Annotated in this window: 13 protein-coding genes and 3 pseudogenes; 4 read left to right on the top strand and 12 right to left on the bottom strand. The window is 72.1% G+C overall.

What is annotated here, in order from left to right; translation table 11 throughout:
• Positions 1 to 8: 8 nt before the first annotated feature.
• The gene (locus N8I84_RS24405) at positions 9 to 716 is read right to left on the bottom strand and encodes a LuxR C-terminal-related transcriptional regulator (protein WP_263231516.1); all 708 of its coding nucleotides are present in this window, start codon (positions 714 to 716) and stop codon (positions 9 to 11) included.
• Positions 713 to 2,005 carry an ATP-binding protein gene (locus tag N8I84_RS24400; RefSeq protein ID WP_263231515.1) on the bottom strand — a complete coding sequence of 431 codons (1,293 nt, stop codon included), beginning with the start codon at positions 2,003 to 2,005 and terminating at the stop codon, positions 713 to 715. Before N8I84_RS24400 ends, N8I84_RS24405 begins: the two co-directional genes overlap by 4 nt.
• 179 nt (positions 2,006 to 2,184) lie before the next feature.
• Between N8I84_RS24400 and N8I84_RS24395 the strand changes: the two genes are divergently transcribed.
• On the top strand, positions 2,185 to 3,831 hold the full coding sequence (locus N8I84_RS24395; protein ID WP_263231514.1) for a PspC domain-containing protein: 1,647 nt from the start codon (positions 2,185 to 2,187) through the stop codon (positions 3,829 to 3,831).
• Between the two features lie 239 nt (positions 3,832 to 4,070).
• Here the strand turns inward: N8I84_RS24395 and N8I84_RS24385 are convergent, their stop codons facing one another.
• The 3 genes and pseudogenes from N8I84_RS24385 to N8I84_RS24375 form a co-directional block, all read right to left on the bottom strand.
• The gene (locus tag N8I84_RS24385) at positions 4,071 to 4,601 is read right to left on the bottom strand and encodes a DoxX family protein (protein WP_263231513.1); all 531 of its coding nucleotides are present in this window, start codon (positions 4,599 to 4,601) and stop codon (positions 4,071 to 4,073) included.
• Between the two features lie 254 nt (positions 4,602 to 4,855).
• Positions 4,856 to 6,142: pseudogene (locus N8I84_RS24380) on the bottom strand (hypothetical protein).
• 349 nt (positions 6,143 to 6,491) lie between these two features.
• Positions 6,492 to 7,286 carry a class II aldolase/adducin family protein gene (locus N8I84_RS24375; protein WP_263231511.1) on the bottom strand — a complete coding sequence of 265 codons (795 nt, stop codon included), beginning with the start codon at positions 7,284 to 7,286 and terminating at the stop codon, positions 6,492 to 6,494.
• A 534-nt stretch (positions 7,287 to 7,820) separates the two neighbouring features.
• On the opposite strand from N8I84_RS24375, the gene N8I84_RS24370 reads away from it, so the two are divergent.
• Positions 7,821 to 8,294 carry a pyridoxamine 5'-phosphate oxidase family protein gene (locus N8I84_RS24370; protein WP_263234874.1) on the top strand — a complete coding sequence of 158 codons (474 nt, stop codon included), beginning with the start codon at positions 7,821 to 7,823 and terminating at the stop codon, positions 8,292 to 8,294.
• Between the two features lie 9 nt (positions 8,295 to 8,303).
• Here N8I84_RS24370 and guaA read toward each other — a convergent pair whose 3' ends face one another.
• On the bottom strand, positions 8,304 to 9,884 hold the full coding sequence (gene guaA / locus N8I84_RS24365; RefSeq protein ID WP_263231509.1) for a glutamine-hydrolyzing GMP synthase: 1,581 nt from the start codon (positions 9,882 to 9,884) through the stop codon (positions 8,304 to 8,306).
• A gap of 345 nt (positions 9,885 to 10,229) precedes the next feature.
• Between guaA and N8I84_RS24360 the strand changes: the two genes are divergently transcribed.
• Complete coding sequence (locus tag N8I84_RS24360) at positions 10,230 to 10,520, top strand: chorismate mutase (RefSeq protein ID WP_103837487.1); 291 nt, start codon at positions 10,230 to 10,232, stop codon at positions 10,518 to 10,520.
• A 758-nt stretch (positions 10,521 to 11,278) separates the two neighbouring features.
• Positions 11,279 to 12,307 carry an LPXTG cell wall anchor domain-containing protein gene (locus tag N8I84_RS24355; RefSeq protein ID WP_313884281.1) on the top strand — a complete coding sequence of 343 codons (1,029 nt, stop codon included), beginning with the start codon at positions 11,279 to 11,281 and terminating at the stop codon, positions 12,305 to 12,307.
• A gap of 101 nt (positions 12,308 to 12,408) precedes the next feature.
• Here N8I84_RS24355 and N8I84_RS24350 read toward each other — a convergent pair whose 3' ends face one another.
• The 6 genes and pseudogenes from N8I84_RS24350 to N8I84_RS24325 all read right to left on the bottom strand — a co-directional run.
• Entirely contained in the window at positions 12,409 to 14,214 is a 1,806-nt protein-coding gene (locus N8I84_RS24350; protein ID WP_263231506.1) for a GMC family oxidoreductase N-terminal domain-containing protein, read from the bottom strand.
• 38 nt (positions 14,215 to 14,252) lie between these two features.
• On the bottom strand, positions 14,253 to 15,893 hold the full coding sequence (locus tag N8I84_RS24345) for a succinic semialdehyde dehydrogenase (protein ID WP_263231505.1): 1,641 nt from the start codon (positions 15,891 to 15,893) through the stop codon (positions 14,253 to 14,255).
• Positions 15,894 to 16,008: 115 nt separating this feature from the next.
• Positions 16,009 to 16,623, bottom strand: a complete 615-nt coding sequence (locus N8I84_RS24340) for a hypothetical protein (RefSeq protein ID WP_263235069.1) — start codon at positions 16,621 to 16,623, stop codon at positions 16,009 to 16,011.
• Between the two features lie 364 nt (positions 16,624 to 16,987).
• A pseudogene (locus tag N8I84_RS24335) lies at positions 16,988 to 17,815 on the bottom strand (serine/threonine-protein kinase); the annotation flags it as partial.
• 94 nt (positions 17,816 to 17,909) lie between these two features.
• Entirely contained in the window at positions 17,910 to 19,547 is a 1,638-nt protein-coding gene (locus tag N8I84_RS24330) for a serine/threonine-protein kinase (RefSeq protein ID WP_263231503.1), read from the bottom strand.
• A pseudogene (locus N8I84_RS24325) lies at positions 19,547 to 21,253 on the bottom strand (serine/threonine-protein kinase); the annotation flags it as partial. The pseudogene N8I84_RS24325 and the gene N8I84_RS24330, both read right to left, overlap by 1 nt.
• Positions 21,254 to 21,277: the final 24 nt, after the last annotated feature.

Below are 21,277 nucleotides of genomic sequence, written 5' to 3'. Positions count from 1 at the left end.
GTCCGTGCTCACACCAGCCGGCGTGCCGTCGCCCAGCGTGTCAGCTCATGCCGGTTCGACAGCTGGAGCTTGCGCAGGACCGCCGAGACATGGGACTCGACCGTCTTCACCGAGATGAACAGCTGCTTGGCGATCTCCTTGTACGCGTAGCCGCGGGCGATGAGGCGCAGGACCTCGCGTTCGCGCTGGGTGAGGCGGTCCAGGTCCTCGTCGACGGGCGGCGCGTCGGTCGAGGCGAAGGCGTCCAGGACGAAGCCGGCCAGGCGCGGGGAGAAGACGGCGTCGCCCTCCTGGACGCGGAAGATGGAGTCGATGAGGTCCGAGCCGGTGATCGTCTTCGTCACATAGCCGCGGGCGCCACCGCGGATCACGCCGATCACGTCCTCGGCCGCATCCGACACCGACAGCGCCAGGAACCGCACCGGCTGCTCGGGGTCGGCCGTCAGCGAAGCGCAGCGGCGCAGCACTTCCACCCCGCCGCCACCCGGCAGGTGGACGTCGAGAAGGACGACCTCGGGGCGGGTGGCGATGATGACGGCTACCGCCTGGTCGACGTCGGCCGCCTCACCGACGACCTCGACGCCGGTCAGCTCCGTCTGCCCGATCTCGGCCTGGACTCCCGTACGGAACATACGGTGGTCGTCGACGAGTACGACCCGCACCCGCCGGTCCGCGTTTCCACCGGACACCGCGGCCTCCCCGTTCGCGTCGCTCATGACGTCGTCTCCGCCCTCTCCATCTCCAACTCGACCTCCGTGCCGCCGTCGGGCACCGCGCGCAGTCGTGCCGTGCCGCCGTTGCGCTCCATACGGCCGATGATCGATTCTCTGACACCCATGCGGTCGGCGGGTATCGCGTCGAGGTCGAAGCCGGGCCCGCGGTCGCGGACGGACACGAACACCGTCCTGCCCTCGACCTCGGCGTAGACCTGGACGGCGCCGCCCTCGCCACCGTACTTGGCGGCGTTCACCATCGCTTCGCGCGCGGCCTGCATCTGTGCGCCGATCCGTTCGTCGAGGGGGCAGTCGCCGACGATGACGACCTCTATGGGGACGCCGTGCTTGTCCTCCACCTCCGCCGCGTTGCGCCGGACCGCCTCCGCCAGGGTGTCCGGCTCCTCGGCCTCGTCCTTGCCGGTGCCCTCCGGTTTGTACAGCCAGGCGCGCAGGTCGCGCTCCTGGGCGCGGGCGAGGCGGCGCACCTCGTTCGCGTTCTCCGCGTTGCGCTGGATCAGGGTCAGGGTGTGCAGCACCGAGTCGTGGACGTGGGCGGCGACCTCGGCGCGCTCCTGGGCGCGGATGCGCATCAGGCGCTCCTCGGACAGGTCCTGGGTGATCCGCACCAGGTACGGTCCGGCGAGCAGCGTGATGCCGACGAGAACCGCCAGCGCTGCCTGGAGGACCGAGCCGAGGTGGGCGGCGGAGCCCTGCAGTACGAACATGCCGGAGACACCCGCGGTGACCAGCAGGACACCGGCCGCGGCACGCAGCAGGGTGAGCGTGCGGCGGCGGCTGCCGACCTCCATCCAGCGGGCCCGTCGCGCGTTGTCCGCCTGGCGCCAGACCAGGGCGACGCCCGCGGCGACGAGCACGGCCGGTATGAGGTAGACCTTGGCGACGCCGTCGAGCTTCATGCTGCCCACGAAGGTCAGCGCGACGACGACCATCAGGAGCAGAGCGACGATCTGCCCCCGGTCGGGCTTGCGGGCGACCAGTCTGCGGCGGCCGTGGGGTGAGGTCTCGGTGCCGACCAGGGACGGGGCACGCCGTTCGTCGACACCGCCGACCCCGAGCGGGACGAAGAACCAGAACGCCGCGTACAGCAGCGCGCCGAAGCCGTGTGCCAGGAACAGGCCGACGAAGACGAGGCGCACCCAGATCACGGGCAGCCCGAGATGCCCTGCGAGCCCCCGCGCCACGCCCCCGAGCCAGCGTCCGTCGCTGCTGCGGTAGAGCTTGCGCGGCGGCCGCGGATCGACGAGGGGCAGGGTTGCGGCGTCCGGCATGCCAACGATGGTCACACGACCGGACCGGCCGGGCATCAGGGTCGGCCCCTTAGACACCCCTGATCTTCGAATGACGGGTGATCGAACACTTCCCCCGGCAGCCCGTCAGGGCAGATTTCAGGGTTGGGCCAGGGTCGTCCCGACTGCCGCCCGGCGCCCGCGGCGGCGACCATGGACGCATGACAGATCAGCAGCACGCGGCAGCGGGGCACGGCCCTGGTGCGGGGCACGCCTCCACCGCGGGGCGCGGCCCCGGCGGGGAGCGGGGTGGCCGGCCGCCGGGGGACGGCGCGCCGGGCGCCGCCCCGCAGCACGCCGTGCCCGCGTCCGGCCCTGCCGGGTCCGCTGCGAACGAGGAGCCGCGCGCGCGGGCGGGCGCGGACGTGCGGCAGGATGCGGCCGTGCGCGAGAACGGAGGCGAGGACGCCGGCATGGGCCAGGACGCGGGCGGACACCGGGAGCCGGGCGCCCGCACGGGTGCGGCCGCGCGTGAGCGGGCCGGGGCCGGGAAGGACATGCCCGGACGCGGCGGAACCGCCACGTCCGACCACGCGGCGGTGGCCGAGGAGCCGGGCCGGTTCCGGCGTGACCGGCGGCACAAGATGCTGGCGGGGGTCTGTTCGGGCCTGGCCCGGCAGTGCGACATGGATCCGGCGATCTTCCGGATCGTGCTGGCGGTGCTCTCGGCGGCGGGCGGCCTCGGCCTCATCTTCTACGGCTTCGTCTGGCTCCTCGTGCCCTACGGGGACGAGGAGGAGAACGAGATCCGCAAGCTGCTGACGGGCCGCGTCGACGGTCAGGCCCTGGCCGCGGTGCTCTTCGCCCTGGTGGGCTGCGGCATCTTCCTTTCGATGCTCAGGAACGGCAGCGTGCTGACCTTCGCCGCCGTCCTGTCCCTGCTCCTCGCGGGCGCGGCGTACTGGTCGCGGCAGCGCGGCGCTCCCGACGCCGACCCGCTCACCACGCAGGCGGTGGCCGACGCCCCGCCGGAGGCCACGGCACCGCCGGTCCCCGCCTCCTACCCCTCCTGGTGGCGCGAGCCCATCGTCAAGGACGGCACCCACGTGGGCGGCACGGGCTATCTGTGGGGCCCGACCGACACCGCCGGCCGAGACGTCGCGGCGGCGGTCGCCATCGCCCGCGGTTCCTCTTACGCCGAGCGCATACGGACCGAGCAGCGGCACAGACCTCGGGGGCCGCGCTGGATCGGCGGCTGGGTGTTTCTCCTCGCCCTGCTCGCGGGCGGCCTCGGCACCCTGCTGACCTGGGACGACCGGGCGCTTGGCACGAGTCTGCAGACGGGCCTGGCGTGCGCGCTGGTGGTGTTCGGCGTGGGCATCGCGGTCAGCTCGTTGCTGGGGCGTACGGGGGCGGGGTCGGTCTTCCTCGCGGTACTCACGGCGGCCCTGCTCGCCGCCTCGGCGGCCCTGCCGAAGGACATCGGCACCCAGTGGAGGCGTGCCACCTGGGCGCCGGCCTCGGTGGCCGCCGTGCGGGAGAAGTACGACCTGGGCACCGGTGTCGGCACTCTGGATCTCAGCCGTCTCAGGCTCGCCGGGAACCAGACGGTGACGACGCGGGCCCAGGTGGGGGTGGGTCAGCTGAAGGTGGTGGTTCCCAGGGAGGCGACGGTGGAGCTGAACATCGACACGGGTGTGGGCGACATCCGGTTGCCGGGGGAGACCCACAAGGACGTGGATGTGAAGCCGGGCAAGCACCGGACGGTGACGCTCACCCCCGCGGCGGGGACGAAGAAGGCGGCCACGCTCCGCCTCGACCTCGAGGTCGGCGTGGGCCAGGTGGAGGTGGACCGTGCTGCGTCATGAGTTCCAGCCGGGTCGGCTCGTGGCCGGGGCCTTCCTGGCCGGCGCGGGCGTCGCTTACGTCGGTGATGCCGACGGGGCGTGGGAGACACCCTGGTTCGCGATCATCCCCATCGTGATGGGCGGCCTCTGCCTCGCGGCCGTGACCGGCCTGCTGGCCCGCGCGATACGCAGGCACCGGGCGCCCCGCGCCGGCCGGCAGGCCGAATCGGAGGGGCGGGGGCGGCCGCGGTGCCGCCGACTCAGCGGTAGCCGCCCGTGCGTTGCCGTCGTCGGGCCCGCAGGGCGGCGTCGAGGGACAGGACCGGGGTGCCGGCGAGGACCAGGGGGATCCAGGCCATCAGATAGGCGAGGTCGTTGCCGTAGTAGTAGGGGGTCGAGGCCCAGCTGACGGTCAGCCACAGGCTCAGCGAGATCAGCGCGCCGCCGAGCGCGGCGAGGCGTCCCAACAGGCCGACGAGCGTGCCGATTCCGACGGCGAGTTCACCGAAGGCGATGGCGTAGCCGAAGCCGACGGGATGCTTCAACGCCAGGTCGACCAGGGCCGGGATCGCCGACGAGCCGCGCACGGAGTGCATCAGCTCACCGATGGACCCGGAGCCGGAGGCATGCATGAAAGCGCTGTTGGTGAGCTTGTCCAGGCCCGCGTAGATGAAGGTGATGCCGAGGAAGACGCGCAGTGGAAGCAGTGCGTACCGCACGGCGGTGTCCCGCCAGGTGCTGCCCTCGTCGACGTAGGAGGTGTGGGAGTCCGTGCGAATGCCATGAACCATCGTGCCGCCGCCTCTCGCCCGCCGTGCCCAACCCTTGCCCTCAACAGACCATACGTACGAAAGGGGGCAACCGCTCAACCACTGCGCACACACTTTTCCGGCTCCTTGGCCCGGGAGTTCCGCATCGGCCCCGGACCGACGGGACGACGCCCCCGATCGGCAGGGCGGACCGGAGGCATCCCGGCTGGACCGAACGGGGCACCGCACCCGGCGGTCACGAGACTCCGGAGCCTGCTCGCCCAGCCCGTGCCCGGTCACTCCGTCACGTCGATGGCCACCCGGTTGGTCTCCACCCCGGCAGCCGTCACCACCTGCACCTCGACCCTGCCCGGTTCCACATCCGCCGGCACCGGCACCGTCAGCAGGGTGTCCGTCGGGTTGCTGAAGCCGCCGGTGACCGGGACCAACGGGACATGGACGTGCACGGAGCCGATCCGGACCACCATCCGGGACAGCCGGTCCGCGTTCTGGGCGCCGGGCGGTACGAAACCGGCGCCGCGGATCTCGATGTCGTCGCCCGTGCGGATCGGCGCGTCCAGGTCCCCCGCCTCCCGCGCCCGGACCACCGAGAGGATCACCGGACGTCCGCCCTCCGCGTACTTCCCGGCGAGGTAGGTGGCCGCCGAGACCAGGACCAGCAGCGCGAGTCCCCACGGCAGATCGGGCAGTTGCTCGGGGCGGCGGGCCAGCCGTACCACCGCGAAGACCAGGGCGACCGCGCTGACGATCACGTACTGGGTGTCAGGGAAGCTGCCCCGCCCCGAGTCGTCCGTGAGCAGGTCCGCCGCACGCGGCCGGTCGGCGCGCACCTTCTGCAGCCGCTGACCGAGCACCCGCAGCCCCACCACCCGCCGCACCAGCACCGCGATCCCGCACATCACTGCGACCACGGTCACCACACCCACGCCGCGCGCGAGGCCGAGCCCGGCGATCAGTTCGTCGCGCCGGCCCTCGGCCGAGGCCGCCGTCAGCTCAACGACCAGCACCAGCACCGCGTACAGGATGAACAGCACCCAGCCCGTCGCCACCGCACGGGAGGTCGACAGCCGGTTGTCCTCCCCGATGACGGGCGCGAACACCCCGCCGCGCGCGGTGCAGATACCCCGCGGCGGTCAGCGCCGCTCCCACCAGCACCGCCGCGACCAACCCGGCCGTGCGCGCCACGGTCCACCCCCGCCGATCGCGGTGAGCGCCTGTGCCAGCAGCAGGACGCCTACGGCACCCCACACCGCGATCGCCGTGCGTCGCCACAGCCGGCCCAGCCAGGCCTCGGCGTCCGCGCGACCGCGCTCGGCGACGACCGCGGCGGACTGGGTCAGCTCGTCGGACACCCACTGACGGGAGGCGGACGCGGAGTGCGCGACCGCCGCGGGCAGTCCCCGCCCGGACGCGAACTCCTCCCGCTTCGCCAGGAACTCGGCGACCGCGCGCCGGTGTCCCTCGCGTGCGCCGTGCGGGCAGTCCTCACAGGTGCAGCCACCCTCGTGCGCACGCGGGCCGCTCCCGCGCCGTTCGTCCTGCCTCGCCTCCTGCACCGCCACGCCGCTGCCGCCTTCCCCGCGCCCGAACACCACCCCGCGCCCGGCCGCCGATCGGGCCGGACGTACGCTCACCGGAGCCACCCGGCCCCGCCGTACAACTTCCGTGTGACGACAGCGACTTGTGCCGTACGGAACGCCTTCCGCGTCCCTGAGGTGCGGTCAGGACGGGTGAAAGCGCGAACCCCCGGTTGACCTCGTCGGTCGCCGTCGATGATCCCTGACCGACCGCCGCCGGAATACCCCTGGTGATCCGGCTGCGAGAACGGACACCGCTGCGGAACGGACGAGGATTTCGCTGCCACGCAGCCGGTCGTGCTGCGCGGCTTCCGGGCGTTGCGGCGTCGGCGGGTCAGCCGAGCAGATCCGGTTCGCTGCGGGTGATGTCCTGCCACAGCGGCTGGTAGTTGATCCAGGCCACCAGGTCGCCGCCGAGCTGCTCCCGGGTGGCCACCGCCTGTCGGTGGTCGATCAGGACGGGGCGTCCCGCGGCCTTCGCGGTCAGCTGCACCTGGCAGGAGCGTTCCATCGACAGGAACCACCAGGCCGCCGCGTCCACCGAGTCGCCCACCGTCAACAGTCCGTGGTTGCGCAGGACGAGGGCCTTGCGGCTGTCGAGCGCGGTCGCGATCCGGCGTCCCTCCTCGGCGTCGACGGCGACCCCGGTGTAGGCGTCGTACACGGCGTGGTCCTCGTAGAAGGCGCAGGACTCCTGGGTGATGGGGTCCAGCAGGTCGCCGAGTGCGGCGAGGGCCCGTCCGTGCACCGAGTGGCAGTGGGCGACGGCGACGACATCGGGGCGGGCGGCGTGGACCTGGGCGTGCACGGTGAACGCGGCCTGGTTCACGTGGTAGCGGCCGTCGATCACCTGCCCGTCCTGGTTGGCGAGCACCAGGTCGCTCACGGTGACGTGCCGGAACGACATACCGAAGGGGTTGACCCAGAAGCAGTCCGTGAACTCCGGGTCGCGTGCGGTGATGTGTCCGGACACCCCGTCCTCGAAACCGAGCCGCCCGAAGATCCGCAGGGCGCCCGCGAGCCGTTCCTTGCGGTGCCGTCGCTCGTCCTCGACCGACTCGTGCATCGGCGGCATGGCGAACCGCAGCTGGTCGGTGGGCAGGGGCGGGGGCGGAGTGGGGCCGTGCATGGGTCCTCCGGCACTTGACTTCGTCAACGGGCCGGAAGGTACCGCCGGTCGGGCGAGGATGACAGCGCTGGTTGGTAAAGATGCGGCGCAGGCGGTGCCGGGAGGCAGCTTGAACCCGAGCCGGATGCGCCCGACACCCGAGCCCGCAGACCCGCCCCGCAGACCCAAGCCCCGCAGACCCAAGCCCCGCGGACCCGACACCCGAGCCCCGCGGGCCCGACACCCGAGCCCCGCGGGCCCGACACCCGAGCCCCGCAGGCCCAACCCCCGCCGACCCGACACCCGAGCCCCGCAGACCCAAGCCCCGCAGGCCCGACACCCGAGCCCCGCGGGCCCGACACCCGAGCCCCGCGGGCCCGACACCCGAGCCCCGCAGGCCCAACCCCCGCAGGCCCGAGCCCCGCGGGCCCGACACCCGAGCCCCGCGGACCCGACACCCGAGACCGGCGGATACGACACCCCGCCCCGCGGATCCGATACCCGACAAAAGATGTCGGGTATCGGCGTCAGACTCGCCGTATGGCAGCAACGAGCATGTCGACGAGCTGGGCGGCCTTCGCCGAAGCGGAACCGGACCTGGCCCGGACCGTCGAGGAACGCTTCGGTTCCTTCACTCACCACGTCCTGGCGACGCTGCGCAGGGACGGCTCGCCCCGCACCACCGGTCTGGAGGTCCGCTTCCTGAACGGCGAGCTCTGGCTCGGCATGATGCCCGGCTCGCTCAAGGCACTCGACCTGCGCCGCGACCCCCGCTTCGCGCTCCAGGCGAACCCGGGGCCGGGCACCGGGATGGGCGGCGGTGATGTGCGGATCAGCGGGCGGGCCGTGGAGGTCGAGGACGGCAGGACCAAGGGCGCGTACGTGAAAGAGGTGGAACCGCCGGAGCCGTTCCACCTCTTCCGCACCGAGCTGACGGAGGTCGTCAGGACCTGCGTCGAGGACGACACGTACCTCGTCGTCCAGGTCTGGAGGCCCGGAGAGCCGGTGCGCACTCTCAGACGGACGTGACCTGCGGGCTCACTCCCACTCGATGGTGCCCGGCGGCTTGGACGTGACGTCCAGGACCACGCGGTTGACGTCGCGGACCTCGTTGGTGATCCGGGTGGAGATCTTCGCCAGGACGTCGTACGGGAGCCGGGACCAGTCGGCGGTCATGGCGTCCTCGGAGGAGACCGGGCGCAGCACGATCGGGTGGCCGTACGTGCGGCCGTCGCCCTGGACGCCGACGCTGCGGACGTCCGCGAGCAGGACCACCGGGCACTGCCAGATCTCCCGGTCGAGGCCGGCCGCCGTCAGCTCCTCGCGAGCGATGGCGTCGGCCTCGCGCAGCAGGTCCAGGCGGTCCTTGGTGACCTCGCCGACGATACGGATGCCGAGGCCGGGGCCCGGGAACGGCTGGCGCTGGACGATCTCGTCCGGCAGGCCGAGCTCCTGGCCGACCATGCGGACCTCGTCCTTGAACAGCTTGCGCAGCGGCTCGATCAGCTTGAACTCGAGGTCCTCTGGCAGGCCGCCGACGTTGTGGTGCGACTTGATGTTGGCGGTGCCGGTGCCGCCACCGGACTCGACCACGTCCGGGTACAGGGTGCCCTGGACCAGGAACTCCACGGCCGGGCCCTCGTCGGCGATGATCTCGGCCTGCGCCTGCTCGAAGACGCGGATGAACTCGCGGCCGATGATCTTCCGCTTCTCCTCGGGGTCGCTGACCCCGGCGAGCGCCTCGAGGAAGCGCTCCTCGGCGTCGACGACCTTCAGCTGCACGCCGGTGGCCGCGACGAAGTCCTTCTCGACCTGCTCGGTCTCGCCCTTGCGCATCAGGCCGTGGTCGACGTAGACGCAGGTCAGCTGGGAGCCGATGGCCTTCTGGACGAGGGCGGCGGCGACGGCGGAGTCCACGCCGCCGGACAGCCCGCAGATCGCGCGCTTGTCGCCGACCAGCGCGCGGATCGCCTCGACCTGCTCCTCGATCACGTTGCCGGTGGTCCAGGTGGGCTTCAGGCCCGCGCCGCGGTAGAGGAAGTGCTCCAGTACCTGCTGGCCGTGCGTGGAGTGCATGACCTCCGGGTGGTACTGGACGCCGTAGAGCTTCTTCTCGTCGTTCTCGAAGGCGGCGACCGGGACGACGTCCGTGGAGGCCGTGACGGTGAAGCCCTCGGGGGCGGCGGAGCAGGCGTCGCCGTGGGACATCCAGACGGACTGCTCGGCCGGGGTGCCCTCGAAGAGGGTGGACGACGGCTTGGAGACGGCGAGGGCCGTACGGCCGTACTCCCGCGCTCCGGTGTTGTCGACGGTGCCGCCGAGGGTCTGCGCCATCAGCTGGAAGCCGTAGCACATGCCGAAGACGGGGACGCCGGACTCGAAGATCTCGCGGTCGAGACGGGGGGCGCCCTCCTCGTACACCGACGAGGGGCCGCCGGAGAGGATGATCGCCGCCGGGTTCTTGGCGAGCATCTCCTTCACCGGCATGGTGCTCGGCACGATCTCGCTGTAGACCCGGGCCTCGCGGACGCGACGGGCGATGAGCTGGGCGTACTGCGCACCGAAGTCGACGACCAGGACGGTGTCGGGAGCGGCGGCAGCGGGGGTCGCTGATGACACGGGGTGCCTTCCGGCGGTTGGGCGGGTCCTTGTGCCACCCGATTCTACCGAGGTGGCCGTGGGTGCCGTCCCGCGCTGCCGGGGCCGCCGCCTGTGGAGCACGTCTCACCATGCGGGCCGCTTTGGACGCCGCCTTCCCCCACGGCATACTGGCCCCATGTTCAAGCGTGCGACGATCTTCGTCTTTACCTATGGCAACCGGCCCACCGGCTGCCATGGTCGTGCTGCTTGAGCTACTGACAAGCGACTTCCCAGGCGCCCCGGGCCGACAAGGTCCGGGGCGCCTGGCGTTTCCCGGGTCCTGTCGCTCCAGGGCACCGCGCACCCGTCCACGAGGAGCCCCGCATGACCGCCACCGCAGCCACCGAGAAGACCGGCGCCCGCACCGACGACGCCGCGAACCTGATCAGCGACGCCCGTGAACGCATCGACTCGCTCGACGACCGCATCATCGGCCTCATCCAGGAACGGATGGCCGTCTCCGCCGTCATCCAGGAGGCCCGTATCGCCTCCGGCGGTCGGCGCGTGAACCTCTCCCGCGAGATGGAGGTCCTCGGCCACTACCGGGACGCGCTGGGCAAGCCCGGCACGGCCCTCGCGATGACCCTGCTCGAGCTGTGCCGGGGCCGGATCTGAGGCCGGGCCCGACCGGATCCGCGTTCCGCGGACGTGCGTACGCATATCCCCTCACCCGTACGGCGCGTGACCGGGCTCATGACGACTTCGTTGAGCCGGGCGTCCGTGCCAGCCAGGGGCGGGCCCGAAAGAACCACGCGTGGCTCCGCTGGAGCGATGAGACGTACGCATCGTGCTGTGCGTCGTGGGACCTCGCTCCAGGGATGTGACCGGACGGCAGGGGACAGCAGCCCGGTCACCAGTAAACGGTCGGCTCCGGGGACGCCCGGAGCCGACCGGCGGAATCTGTTCAGAGGTGGTCGAAACGGTTGCGGAGGCCGTGACCCATCCAGCACGATGCGAGGAACAGAGAGTCGACGTCACCCCGCACGGTCCCTGGCAGACAACAGCATCGCTCCTCCCACCGACTGCCAATGGTCGACACCACGCGCGCTCCTCGCGCGCGCCGGAGCGCACCACCGGCGGTCACACAGACAAGCGGCGCACCCCCCGGCGCCGCCCCGGGCACCGGCGCTGCCCTGACGTCGGTGCTGACGGAGAAGGGCCCCGCGGATTCCCCGAGCCCTCGGCCACGCCGAGCCGGGGTCCCCCCGCCGCGGGGCCTTTCGCCGTCCCAGGGCTCTGCCGACGGTCCCGTGTCGTGTGACGCAGCACACATAAGAATTCTGTGAATGTGAGCGCAACCATTCACATCGCACACAGGTCACACCTGGCGAATCACGGGCCACACCCGCGCCGCCACGCGGCGGTTCCCCAAGATGCGTCGCGTCGTAGCGGCGCACCGGACTCTCTTCGAGGTCTTCATGAAGCTTCGCCGTGCCCTGGCCGCCGCGGCGGCGACGGCTGCCATAGCCCCGCTCGCGCTGCTGTCGGCACCGGCCGCGTTCGCGTCGGACGACACGTCGTCTCCGTCGGCCACCGTTTCGCCCTCCGACACGTCGTCCGCCAGCGCGTCCACGTCCGCGTCCGCGAGCCAGTCGGCGTCCTCCAGCGCTTCCGCTTCCGCGTCCGCGAGCCAGTCGGCGTCCTCCTCCGCCTCGTCCTCCGCCTCGCAGTCCACCCCGGCCGGCACACCGAGCAACACCTCCACGCCGAGCGACGAGCCCACCGAGCCCGTCGGCGAGTGCACGGACTCCAAGGCCGACGTCAGCATCAGCGGACTGCCGGGCAAGATCGCCGCGGGCAGCGGTTGGCACAAGTTCTCACTGAACGTGGCCAACAACTCGGACTCGACGCTTGAGAATCTCAGCTTCTTCGCCGGGGCCTCTGCCGACAAGAACGGCGACGACCTGTTCAAGAGGAAGCAGGTTCAGCTCCAGGCCTGGAACCCGGACAGCAAGAAGTGGGAGACCCTCAACGAGGACGGCTACGCGGTCGGTTACGTCGGCACCGCCGATGAACTCAAGCCCGACTACGAGATCGACATCCCGATGCGCATCAACGTCACGTCGTCCGCCCCGGTCGGCGCCGGCTTCTCACTCGGCGCGACGATCTACGACGACAACGCCGAGAAGTGCATCGGTCTCGGCGAGATCGCGTACAAGTTCCAGATCGTCGCAGCCGGCACCGACACCGACGGTACGAAGCCGCAGGAGGGCGGCAAGGCCCCGGTCACGACCACGAAGCCGAGCAGCAGCACGCCTGAGGTGACCGGCACCCTCGCCTCCACCGGTTCCTCCTCCGCGCTGCCGACCATCGCGCTCGTCGGCGGTGTCGCCGTCGTCGCCGGTGGTGGCGTGATCTTCGCGGTGCGGCGCCGCAAGGCCGGGGGCCACGCCGCCGCGTAACGGTCGCGGGCGTGGGCGGACCGTGTGAGCGGTTCGCCTCGCACCAAGGAGAAGGACCTGGGCTCGGAGGGGGGCTCAGGTCCTTCGTCACCTCTCCGGCGCTACTGCTTCGGCGGCACCGCGGGCATCCCGAGGAACGGCAGCCGCAGCGCCCCGAACGCCTCGGCCGGCACCGCCGGGTGACGGGGTTCCACCGGCTTGAGCCGCTCGTACCGCGCCCCCTGCGCCGGGCGCGGATCCGCCTCGCCCTTGTTCGGCCAGTACGACATGGCCCGCTCGGCCTGCGCGGTGATCGTCAGCGAGGGGTTGACGCCCAGGTTCGCCGACACCGCCGCGCCGTCGACCACCGAGATGCCGGGGTGGCCGTAGAGCCGGTGGTAGGGGTCGATGACGCCGGTCTCGCGGGAGTCGCCGATCGGGCAGCCGCCGAGGAAGTGGGCGGTCAGCGGGGTGCCCATCAGTTCGCCGACGTTGCTGCCCGCGAAACCGTTGATCTCGGCGGCGAGCACGGACGCCGCCTCGGAGGCCGCCCTGATCTGCTTCGGGTTGGGTCGGCCATGACCTTGACGCGCCGTCAGCAGGCCCTTGCCGACGCCGTTCGGCTTCAGATACGTCGTCAGGGAGTTGTCCAGCGACTGCATCACCAGGCCGATGATGGTCCGCTCCGACCAGCGCCGGTTGGACAGGGAGCGAACCATCAGCCACGGGTGACGTGCCGCGTTCGTGAGCCAGGCCAGGGCGCGGGAACGGCCCTCCGCGTAGGGGACCTGGAGGATCGACAGGCCGCCCATCGCGTTCGAGCCCTTGCCGTAGCGGACCGGCTCGATGTGCGTGTTCTCGTCCGGGTGGATCGAGGACGTGATCGCCACGCCCCGCGTGAAGTCGACCTTCGGCGCACCGTGCGTCGTGCGGTAGCGCCGGTTGTCGGTCTGCGCGCCCACCAGTGCCTCGGAGTTGGTGCGGGTCAGCTCGCCCAGCCGGTCGGAGATGTACGGCAGTTGGCCGTTCGTCTTCATGCGGTGCAGCAGGGTCTGGGTTCCGTACGTGCCCGCCGCGAGCACCACCTTCCGCGCCTTGAAGACGCGCCCCCTGCCCTTGCGCCGGTCGTCCGTCGGCAGGGTCGCCACGGCGTACCCGCCCTGGGAGTCGTCCGTGACCGACACGACCGTCGTCATGGGGTGCACGACCGCGCCCGCCTTCTCGGCGAGGTGGAGGTAGTTCTCGTTGAGGGTGTTCTTCGCGCCGTGCCGGCAGCCCGTCATGCACTCGCCGCACTCGGTGCACGCCCGGCGGGCCGGGCCGGCGCCGCCGAAGTACGGGTCCGGGGCCTCCTCGCCCGGCCGCGCCTTCACCGTTCCGTCGGCGTCCTCGCCGTCACCGAAGAACACGCCCACCGGTGCCAGGTGGAAGGTGTCCCCGACCCCCATCCGCTCGGCGGCCGCCTTGAGGTGCACGTCGGAGGGGGTCATGGTCGGGTTGAGCCGTACGCCGAGCATGCGCCGGGCCTGGTCGTAGTACGGGTTCAGCTCCTCCTGCCAGTCGGTGATCCCCCGCCACTGCGGGTCGTCGAAGAAGGCCTTCGGCGGTACGTAGAGGGTGTTGGCGTAGTTGAGGGAGCCACCGCCGACGCCGGCGCCCGCGAGGACCATGACGTTGCCCAGCAGGTGGATGCGCTGGATGCCGTACATGCCCAGGGTGGGCGCCCAGAGGTAGTTCTTCAGGTCCCAGGAGTTCTTCGGCAGCGTCTCGCGGGTGAAGCGGCGGCCCGCCTCGAGAACCCCGACGCGGTAGCCCTTCTCGGTCAGCCGGAGCGCGGAGACGGATCCGCCGAACCCCGAGCCCACCACGATGACGTCGTAGTCGTACCCGTCCTCGTCCCGGGTCTGGACAGACTTCTCCTGCGACACGTGCTCTCCTCGTTGAGAACGGGTTGCCTGTTGGGGAACTAGCGGAGGCGGAGCGCCTTCATCACCTTCAGGCTCCGGCTCATGAACGCCGCGTACTTCTCGTCGTCCATCCCCAGCGACGGGGCCATCGGCAGCAGTCGCTGCTGGGCGACCGTCTGGGCCTCGGTGTACTTGAGGATGCCCTCCGAGCCGTGGCGGCGGCCGAGGCCGGAGTCCTTCATGCCGCCCATCGGGGACTGGACGCTGCCGTACGCCGGTGCGTAGCCCTCGTTGACGTTGACGGTGCCCGTGCGCAGCCGGGCCGCGACCTCGCGCCCCCGTCGGCCGTTCTTCGTCCAGACCGACGAATTCAGGCCGTACGGCGTGGCGTTGGCGCGCTCGATCGCCTCGTCCTCGCTCTTGAAGCGGTAGATCGACACGACCGGGCCGAAGGTCTCCTCCGCGCACACCGCCATCGGGGCCTCGACGCCGTCGAGGATGGTCGGCTCGTAGAAGTACGGGCCGACGTCCGGGCGGGCCACCCCGCCGGCCAGCACCTTCGCCCCCTTGGCCACGGCCTCCTCGACATGCCGGGTCACGGTCTCGAGCTGCCGCTCTCCGACCAGCGACCCCATGTCGGCGCCGTAGGCGAGGGACGTGCCGAGTCGCAGGGCCTTGGTGCGGGCGACGAACCGCTCCAGGAAGGCGTCCGCGATCGACTCGTGGACGTACAACCGCTCGATGGAGATGCACAGTTGCCCGGCAGAGGAGAAGCAGGCCCGCACCGCGCCCTCGGCGGCCTTCTCGATGTCCGCGTCCTCGAGGACCAGCATGGCGTTCTTGCCGCCGAGTTCGAGGGAGACGCCGACGAGCCGGGCGGCGGCGCCCTGGGCGACCTCCCGGCCGGTGCGGGTGGAGCCGGTGAAGGAGACGTAGTCGGCGTGCTTGACGACCTCCGGGCCGACGACCGGGCCGTCGCCGATGACGACCTGGAAGACCTCGGCGGGCAGTCCGGCCTCGATCAGCAGGTCGCGCGCCCACAGCGCGGTCAGGCAGGTCTCCGTGTCGGGCTTCATCACGACGGCGTTGCCCGCGGCGAAGGCGGGGAGCGCGTCGCCGACCGACAGCTCCAGCGGGTAGTTCCAGGGGGCGATCTGGCCGACCACGCCGCGCGGGTGGCGCAGTTCGGTGACCTTGGTCAGCGTCGGCACGGCGCCGGTGTGCCGCTTCGGCCTCAGGTACGAGGGCGCCTTGCGGCCGTAGTGCCGGGCCGCGACGGCGACGGCCTGCACCTCCTCGTGGGCGTGCAGACGGGCCTTTCCGGTCTCCAGCTGGATCAGGTCGAGGACCTCGGCCTGCCGCTCCAGCACCAGGTCGTGGAAACGGAGGAGCACCGCGGCGCGCTGCCGTACGGGGGTCCCCGCCCAGGCGACCTGGGCGACGCGGGCCCGCTCGAAGGCGAGAGCGACGTCCTCGGGGGTGGACTCGGGCAGGTCGGCCAGCTTCTGGCCGGTGAACGGCGCGTGGTTGGCGGTGCGGCCCGAGCCGGCCACGCCCTTGGTGAGCTGGGCGACCAACTCGGGCGTCACCACGTCGACGGCGGTGCGGGCGCCCGTGGGGGCGGGAGCGAGGGGGTTGGTGCCGGCCGTGCCCGTACCGGTCTGTGCGGTGGCCTTCTCCGGGGCCTGCGAGTCCGTCATGAGGCGCAGGGTATGCCGGGGCGGAGCGTTTGGGTACCCGTCGGTAACGCGCTTTCACGGGGCGTCCACACCGCGCCAGTGACCGCTGGCAGCGAACGCGCTGATCAGGGCGTCGTCAGGACCCCAGCATGTCCTTGCCCACTTTCAGGCGGTCCCGGGCGCCCTTGAACAGCGAGGTGCCGCGCTTTTCGTCCGGGGTGCCCTTCGGCATGTCCACGCGCAGCACGTAGTACTCGCGGGCGGTTGTGACGATCAGCAGTTGCAGGACGCGGTACCGCTTCTTCCCCACCGTGTAGGTGGTGTCGGTGAGCATGGCGTCGTCGCCGTGGAAGCTCGTAGGGGTGTAGAGGGTGCCGGGGTCGTCGGCGCGCAAGGAGGCGGTGGCCTGCCGCGCCCAGGCCTTCAGCGGGGTGGGGACCGATGTCTCCCGGGTCAGGCGGAGCCGAACGGTGTCGTCGCCGTAGGTGACCGTGCGTTCCGTGGCGGTGCCCCGGGCGATGTCCGACGGTACGGAGACGACCGCGCCGAGTTTCGCCTCGCGGTGGGCGGTCCAGGAGCTGGGGGAGGCCATGGCCGGGGCCGAGCCGTAGGTGGCGGTGTGTTCGGTGCTCCCCTCGCTCTCGGGGGTGTCGAAGTAGGAGGTGCCGAACCAGGTGCCGCCGACGAGGAGGACGCCGAGCGCGGCGACGGGGGCCGGGCGGAGGAGGGCGGGGCGCTTGGGCTTCGCCACCGGCACCGGCACCGCCACGGCGACGGTCGCCGGGGCGGACGGCGCGGGGGCCTCCGGCTCGGACGGCTTGGCGTCGGCGGCTCTGACGGCTTGACGGCCCCCGCTCGGACGGCGGCGGGGCCTCCGCCTGCGGCGCGGTTTCCGGTGACGTGTCGGGACCGCCGTCGTCCACGGTGCCGGGACCGCCGTCGTCCACGGTGCCGGGACCGCCGTCGTCCACGGTGCCGGGGCCGCCGTCGCTGGAACCGTCGTCCTCGGCAGGCCGCGGCGCCGCGGCCCCGAACCGTACCGTCCCGGTGTCATCGGCGAACTCGCTCAAGGTGGAAGCGTCCTGAGCATCCGTCGACTCCCCCCGTTCCGCACCCGGCACCGGCCACCCCCCGGCCACCGTCTCCAGCACCGCACCGACCTGCTCCGCGTCGGGCCGCCGCTCGGGTTCCTTGACCAGCAGCCGTGCGATGAGCGGCCCGAGCCTCCCGGCCTGCCGGGGTTCGGGAGGATCGGTGGCGAGGATCGCGGCGAGCGTGGACTCCACCGTCGTACGGCGGAAGGGGGACGATCCCTCGACGGCGGCGTACAGCAGTACGCCCAACGACCACAGGTCGGAGGCGGGACCGGCGATCCGGCCGGACATCCTTTCCGGTGCGATGAACTCCAGCGAGCCGACGAACTCCCCGGTGACGGTGAGGGATTCCTCGCCCTGGACGTGTGCGATGCCGAAGTCGGTGAGGACCACTCGGCCGCGCGGACCCAGCAGGACGTTCGCCGGCTTCACGTCGCGGTGCACGATGCCGACGCGGTGCGCCGCGTCCAGCGCGCCGACGACGGCGAGCCCGATGCGCGCCGCCTCCTCGGCCGGCAGCGGCCCACGGCGCAGCGCGTCCGCCAGGGACTCCCCTCGGACCAACTCCATGACGATCCAGGGGCATCCGTCCTCGACGGTCACGTCGTGGATCGACACGGCCGCGGGATGGTCGACGCGGGCCGCGGCTCGTGCCTCGCGGTAGAGACGGTGGGCGGCGCGCCGGTGTGCCTCGTCCTCCGGATCGCCGGGCAGATGGGGCTGCTTGACGGCGACGTCGCGCTCCATGAGCTCGTCCACGGCACGCCACACGGTGCCCATGCCGCCGGAGCCGAGGCGTTCGGTCAGCCGGTAGCGACCGTCGATCAGACGTCCCGCGTCAGTACGCATGTCCCATGAGTACCTTGCGGGATCACGAGTTGTCGAAGCGGGGCCCCGGTCGTCGGACGCATACCGTTACCGTCCTACGGCGAGGCACATGAGGTCAGAGTGTGTCGATCTCCAGGTTCGCCATCGCCGTCCGCGCCACTTCGCGGCCGCGTTCCGTGAAGTCGCCCTTCCCCGGGTAACTGACCGTCAGTTTGTACATGTCGCCCCGGGAGTTCTTGTAATAGAAGATCGTCAGCTCGCGCGGGCGCGGATTCAGGCTGTCGTCGGTCGTGTAGGCGACGGTGTTCTCGGCGGCTTTCCTGTCGTGGTACGTGATGTCGTCCTTCGGGGCCGTCCTCGGGCTCTTCGGCATGTCGAACTGGTAGGCGCCGCTGTTCTTGAAGGCGTCGTTGTCCGCGTACATCTCGGCTGCCGACGAGTCCTTGATCTGGTGGGAGGTGTCCTGGGACTTCCTCGCAAGGTGCAGGCCGATCGAGATGCTGCCGCTCCAGTCGGTGTACGTCACCCAGTTCTTGTCGGTGTCGTCCTTCTTCGGCCGGCTCGGCTGGTAGTCGGCGGGCACGGCGAGTATGGCGCCCAGCGCCTTCTCCGGCTGCTGCCGCCAGCCGCCCGGCAGCGGGCCGGCGAACGGGTCCGCGACCACGAGGTACGCCGCCACCACCGCGGCCGCGACGACGGCCGCCCCGGCCGCGAGCAGGGTGCCGCGGCCCAGGCGGACGCCCTTGCGGCCGGGCACGGCGATCCGCACGGGCGCCGGTTCCCTCGCCGCCTCCTGGAGCAGCCGGCGCACCTCGGCCGCGTTCGGGCGGCGCGCCGGGTCCTTGTTCAGCAGGCCGCCGATGGCGTCGGCGAGCGGGCCACGGGCGGAGGCCGGGGGCGCCGGAGTGGAGTTGAGGACCGACTGCAGGATGGCGGGCGTGTTGGTGCGCCGGAACGGCGAGACACCCTCCGTCGCCGCGTACAGCACCACCCCCAGCGACCACAGGTCCGACTCGGGGCCCGGGCGCCGGCCCAGCACCCGCTCCGGCGCGATGTACTCGGGGGAGCCGACGAAGCCGCCCGTCTCCGTCAGCTTCGTCTCGCCCTCGATCTGTGCGATGCCGAAGTCGGTGAGCACCACGCGGTCGTACCGGCCGAGCAGGATGTTGTCGGGCTTCACGTCCCGGTGCAGGACGCCCGCCGCGTGGGCGGCCTCCAGAGCGCCGAGCACCTCCAGGCCGATCCGTGCCGCCTCGCGCACGCCGAGCGTGCCCTCCTGGAGGGCATCGCCCAGGGAGCGGCCCCGCACCAGCTCCATCACGATCCACGGCCTGCCGTCCACGACGGCGACGTCGTGCACGTCGACGACCGCGGGGTGGTCGAGGCGGGCGGCGGCCCGTGCCTCACGGCGCATCCGCTCGTAGGCGTTGGCCTGTTCACGTTCGGGAAGGTGGTCGGGGACCCTGGGTTCCTTGACGGCGACCTCCCGGTCCACCGTCTCGTCCTTGGCCCGCCACACCGTGCCCATGCCGCCGTGCCCGAGCTTGGCGAGCAGCCGGTAGCGTCCGGCGACGAGCCGCCCGGTGCCCGGGTCCCGCGGCGCCTCGGGGGCGGCCCGGGTGGGGACGGCGTGGGTCTCCGGCTGCGGCCGGGCGTAGGGGTTCCCCGGGTACGGCACGGCCGGCCGCGGCGGTTGCAGTCCGAAACTCGTCGGTTCGCCCGCCTGCTGAGGTGCTCCCCCGTGGTCGCTCATGCGCTCATGCTTATCGCGTCGGCCGCCCCCTCAGCCACCCTTGTCCCCTTGCGGTCACAGACCCGTGACGCAGGGGCTTGATACAAGGTCACCCCGGAGCGAACGTGTCCACCGCCACGTCGAAGTACTCCTTCGCCTCCCGGACCTTCCCGACCGGCGCCGACACCCATACGTCGTACATCCGGCCGCTCTCGTCCCAGCACAGGTCGTAGGTGTGCCGCGGGCCCTCGGCCGCGGTGAAGCCGTCCCAGGTGAACTCCCACAGTGCCGCCGGGTTTCCGCGGTGCGAGGTCTCGGTGACCCGGCCGTCGTGGTAGCCCGGGTTGGTGGACGGCCCGTCGGCGTCCGAGCGCCGCATCACCGCGAGGGGGCCGCCCGCCGCGGGGTCCGCCACCTTGACGCCTAGGCGGAAGGTCCCTCCCGGCGACACGTAGAAGATGCGCTCGCCCTGCGGACTGCGGGTGAACCCGTCCGGTACGGCCAGCGAGAAACCGTTCGGGTCCCGCACCAGCCGGTACCCGGAGGGCGCCCTGCGGGTGACCTCCGACGTCGCCGAGGCCGGCGTACGCGTCACCGTCACCGTGGGGGCGGGCCGGGCGGTGGACGGGAGCATCGGCCCCCGGCTCACCGACGTGCGCTCCGGCCCCGGGCTCGCCGGCGCTCCCCCGCCGTCGCCGCCGTCGCGCAGCAGCAGCGCCGCCGCCGAGACACCCGCGCCCGCCATGGCCGCGACCAGGGCGGCCGCCACGAACACGCCCCGCACGGACTGCCTGCCGGAGGCCGCGCGCCACGGGCGCGTCCTGCGGCGACGGCGGGGCGCTGCGAGGCACGTCCCGCTGCGTCGGCGTGTACGGCACAGACGCCGTCGGTGTACGCCCGGTCTCCAGGAACTCACGCAGCAGCCGCTCCGCCTCCGCCGCGTCCAGACGCCGGTCGGGATCGCGTTCCAGCAGCCCCCGGATGACGGGCAGGATCGGACCGGCCTGCTCGGGCGGGCGGATCTCGCCCGCGACCACCGCGTGCAGGATGCCGCCCAACGAGTCGCGGCGGAACGGCGACTCGCCGCTCAGCGCCGTACACAGCAGGGCCCCGAGGGACCACAGGTCGGACTCGGGCCCGGTCCGTTCGCCGGACATCCGTTCGGGCGCGGTGTACTCGGGGGACCCGACGAAGGCGCCGGTCTCGGTGAGCGTGGTGGCACCCGTGACCTGGGCGATGCCGAAGTCGGTGAGGACGACGCGGCCGGTGCCCGACTCCATCAGGACGTTCGCGGGTTTCAGATCGCGGTGCAGCACGCCTGCGTCGTGCGCGCGGCGCAGCGCGCCGAGCAGGGCGATGCCGATGCGGGCGGCCTCCCGGGCGTCGACCGGGCCGCGGGTGGCGATGCGCTGGGCCAGCGAGCCGCCGACGATCAGCTCCATCACGATGTACGGGCGTTCGTCGTGCTCCACGACGTCGTGGACGACGATGATGTGCGGGTGCCGCAACCGCGCCACCGCGCGCGCCTCGCGCAGGGTGCGCTCACGGTGCAGCCGGGCCTCCTCGGCGGACAGGGAGAGGTCGAGGACGAGTTCCTTGACGGCCACCTGCCGGTCGAGGAGTTCGTCGGACGCCCGCCAGACGACGCCCATGCCGCCGCGGCCGATCCGCTCCTGAAGCCGGTAACGCCCCGCTACGAGCCGGCCGTTCTCCCCCTCGGTCCCCATGCGCCCCATCATGCCGCACCGGAC

Origin of the sequence: Streptomyces cynarae, assembly GCF_025642135.1 — a bacterium.
Taxonomy (GTDB): Bacteria; Actinomycetota; Actinomycetes; order Streptomycetales; family Streptomycetaceae; genus Streptomyces; species Streptomyces cynarae.
Note: the sequence above shows the minus strand (reverse complement) of the source record. Positions and strands in the feature narration are given on the sequence as shown.

What these genes read in the sequence shown, in the direction of transcription:
- N8I84_RS24400 (WP_263231515.1), bottom strand. Translation starts at nt 2,005, where the DNA reads ATGCCGGACGCCGCAACCCTGCCCCTCGTCGATCCGCGGCCGCCGCGC.
- N8I84_RS24370 (WP_263234874.1), top strand. Translation starts at nt 7,821, where the DNA reads ATGTCGACGAGCTGGGCGGCCTTCGCCGAAGCGGAACCGGACCTGGCC.
- N8I84_RS24395 (WP_263231514.1), top strand. Translation starts at nt 2,185, where the DNA reads ATGACAGATCAGCAGCACGCGGCAGCGGGGCACGGCCCTGGTGCGGGG.
- N8I84_RS24405 (WP_263231516.1), bottom strand. Translation starts at nt 716, where the DNA reads ATGAGCGACGCGAACGGGGAGGCCGCGGTGTCCGGTGGAAACGCGGAC.
- N8I84_RS24330 (WP_263231503.1), bottom strand. Translation starts at nt 19,547, where the DNA reads ATGAGCGACCACGGGGGAGCACCTCAGCAGGCGGGCGAACCGACGAGT.
- N8I84_RS24345 (WP_263231505.1), bottom strand. Translation starts at nt 15,893, where the DNA reads ATGACGGACTCGCAGGCCCCGGAGAAGGCCACCGCACAGACCGGTACG.
- N8I84_RS24385 (WP_263231513.1), bottom strand. Translation starts at nt 4,601, where the DNA reads ATGGTTCATGGCATTCGCACGGACTCCCACACCTCCTACGTCGACGAG.
- N8I84_RS24375 (WP_263231511.1), bottom strand. Translation starts at nt 7,286, where the DNA reads ATGCACGGCCCCACTCCGCCCCCGCCCCTGCCCACCGACCAGCTGCGG.
- N8I84_RS24355 (WP_313884281.1), top strand. Translation starts at nt 11,279, where the DNA reads ATGCGTCGCGTCGTAGCGGCGCACCGGACTCTCTTCGAGGTCTTCATG.
- N8I84_RS24360 (WP_103837487.1), top strand. Translation starts at nt 10,230, where the DNA reads ATGACCGCCACCGCAGCCACCGAGAAGACCGGCGCCCGCACCGACGAC.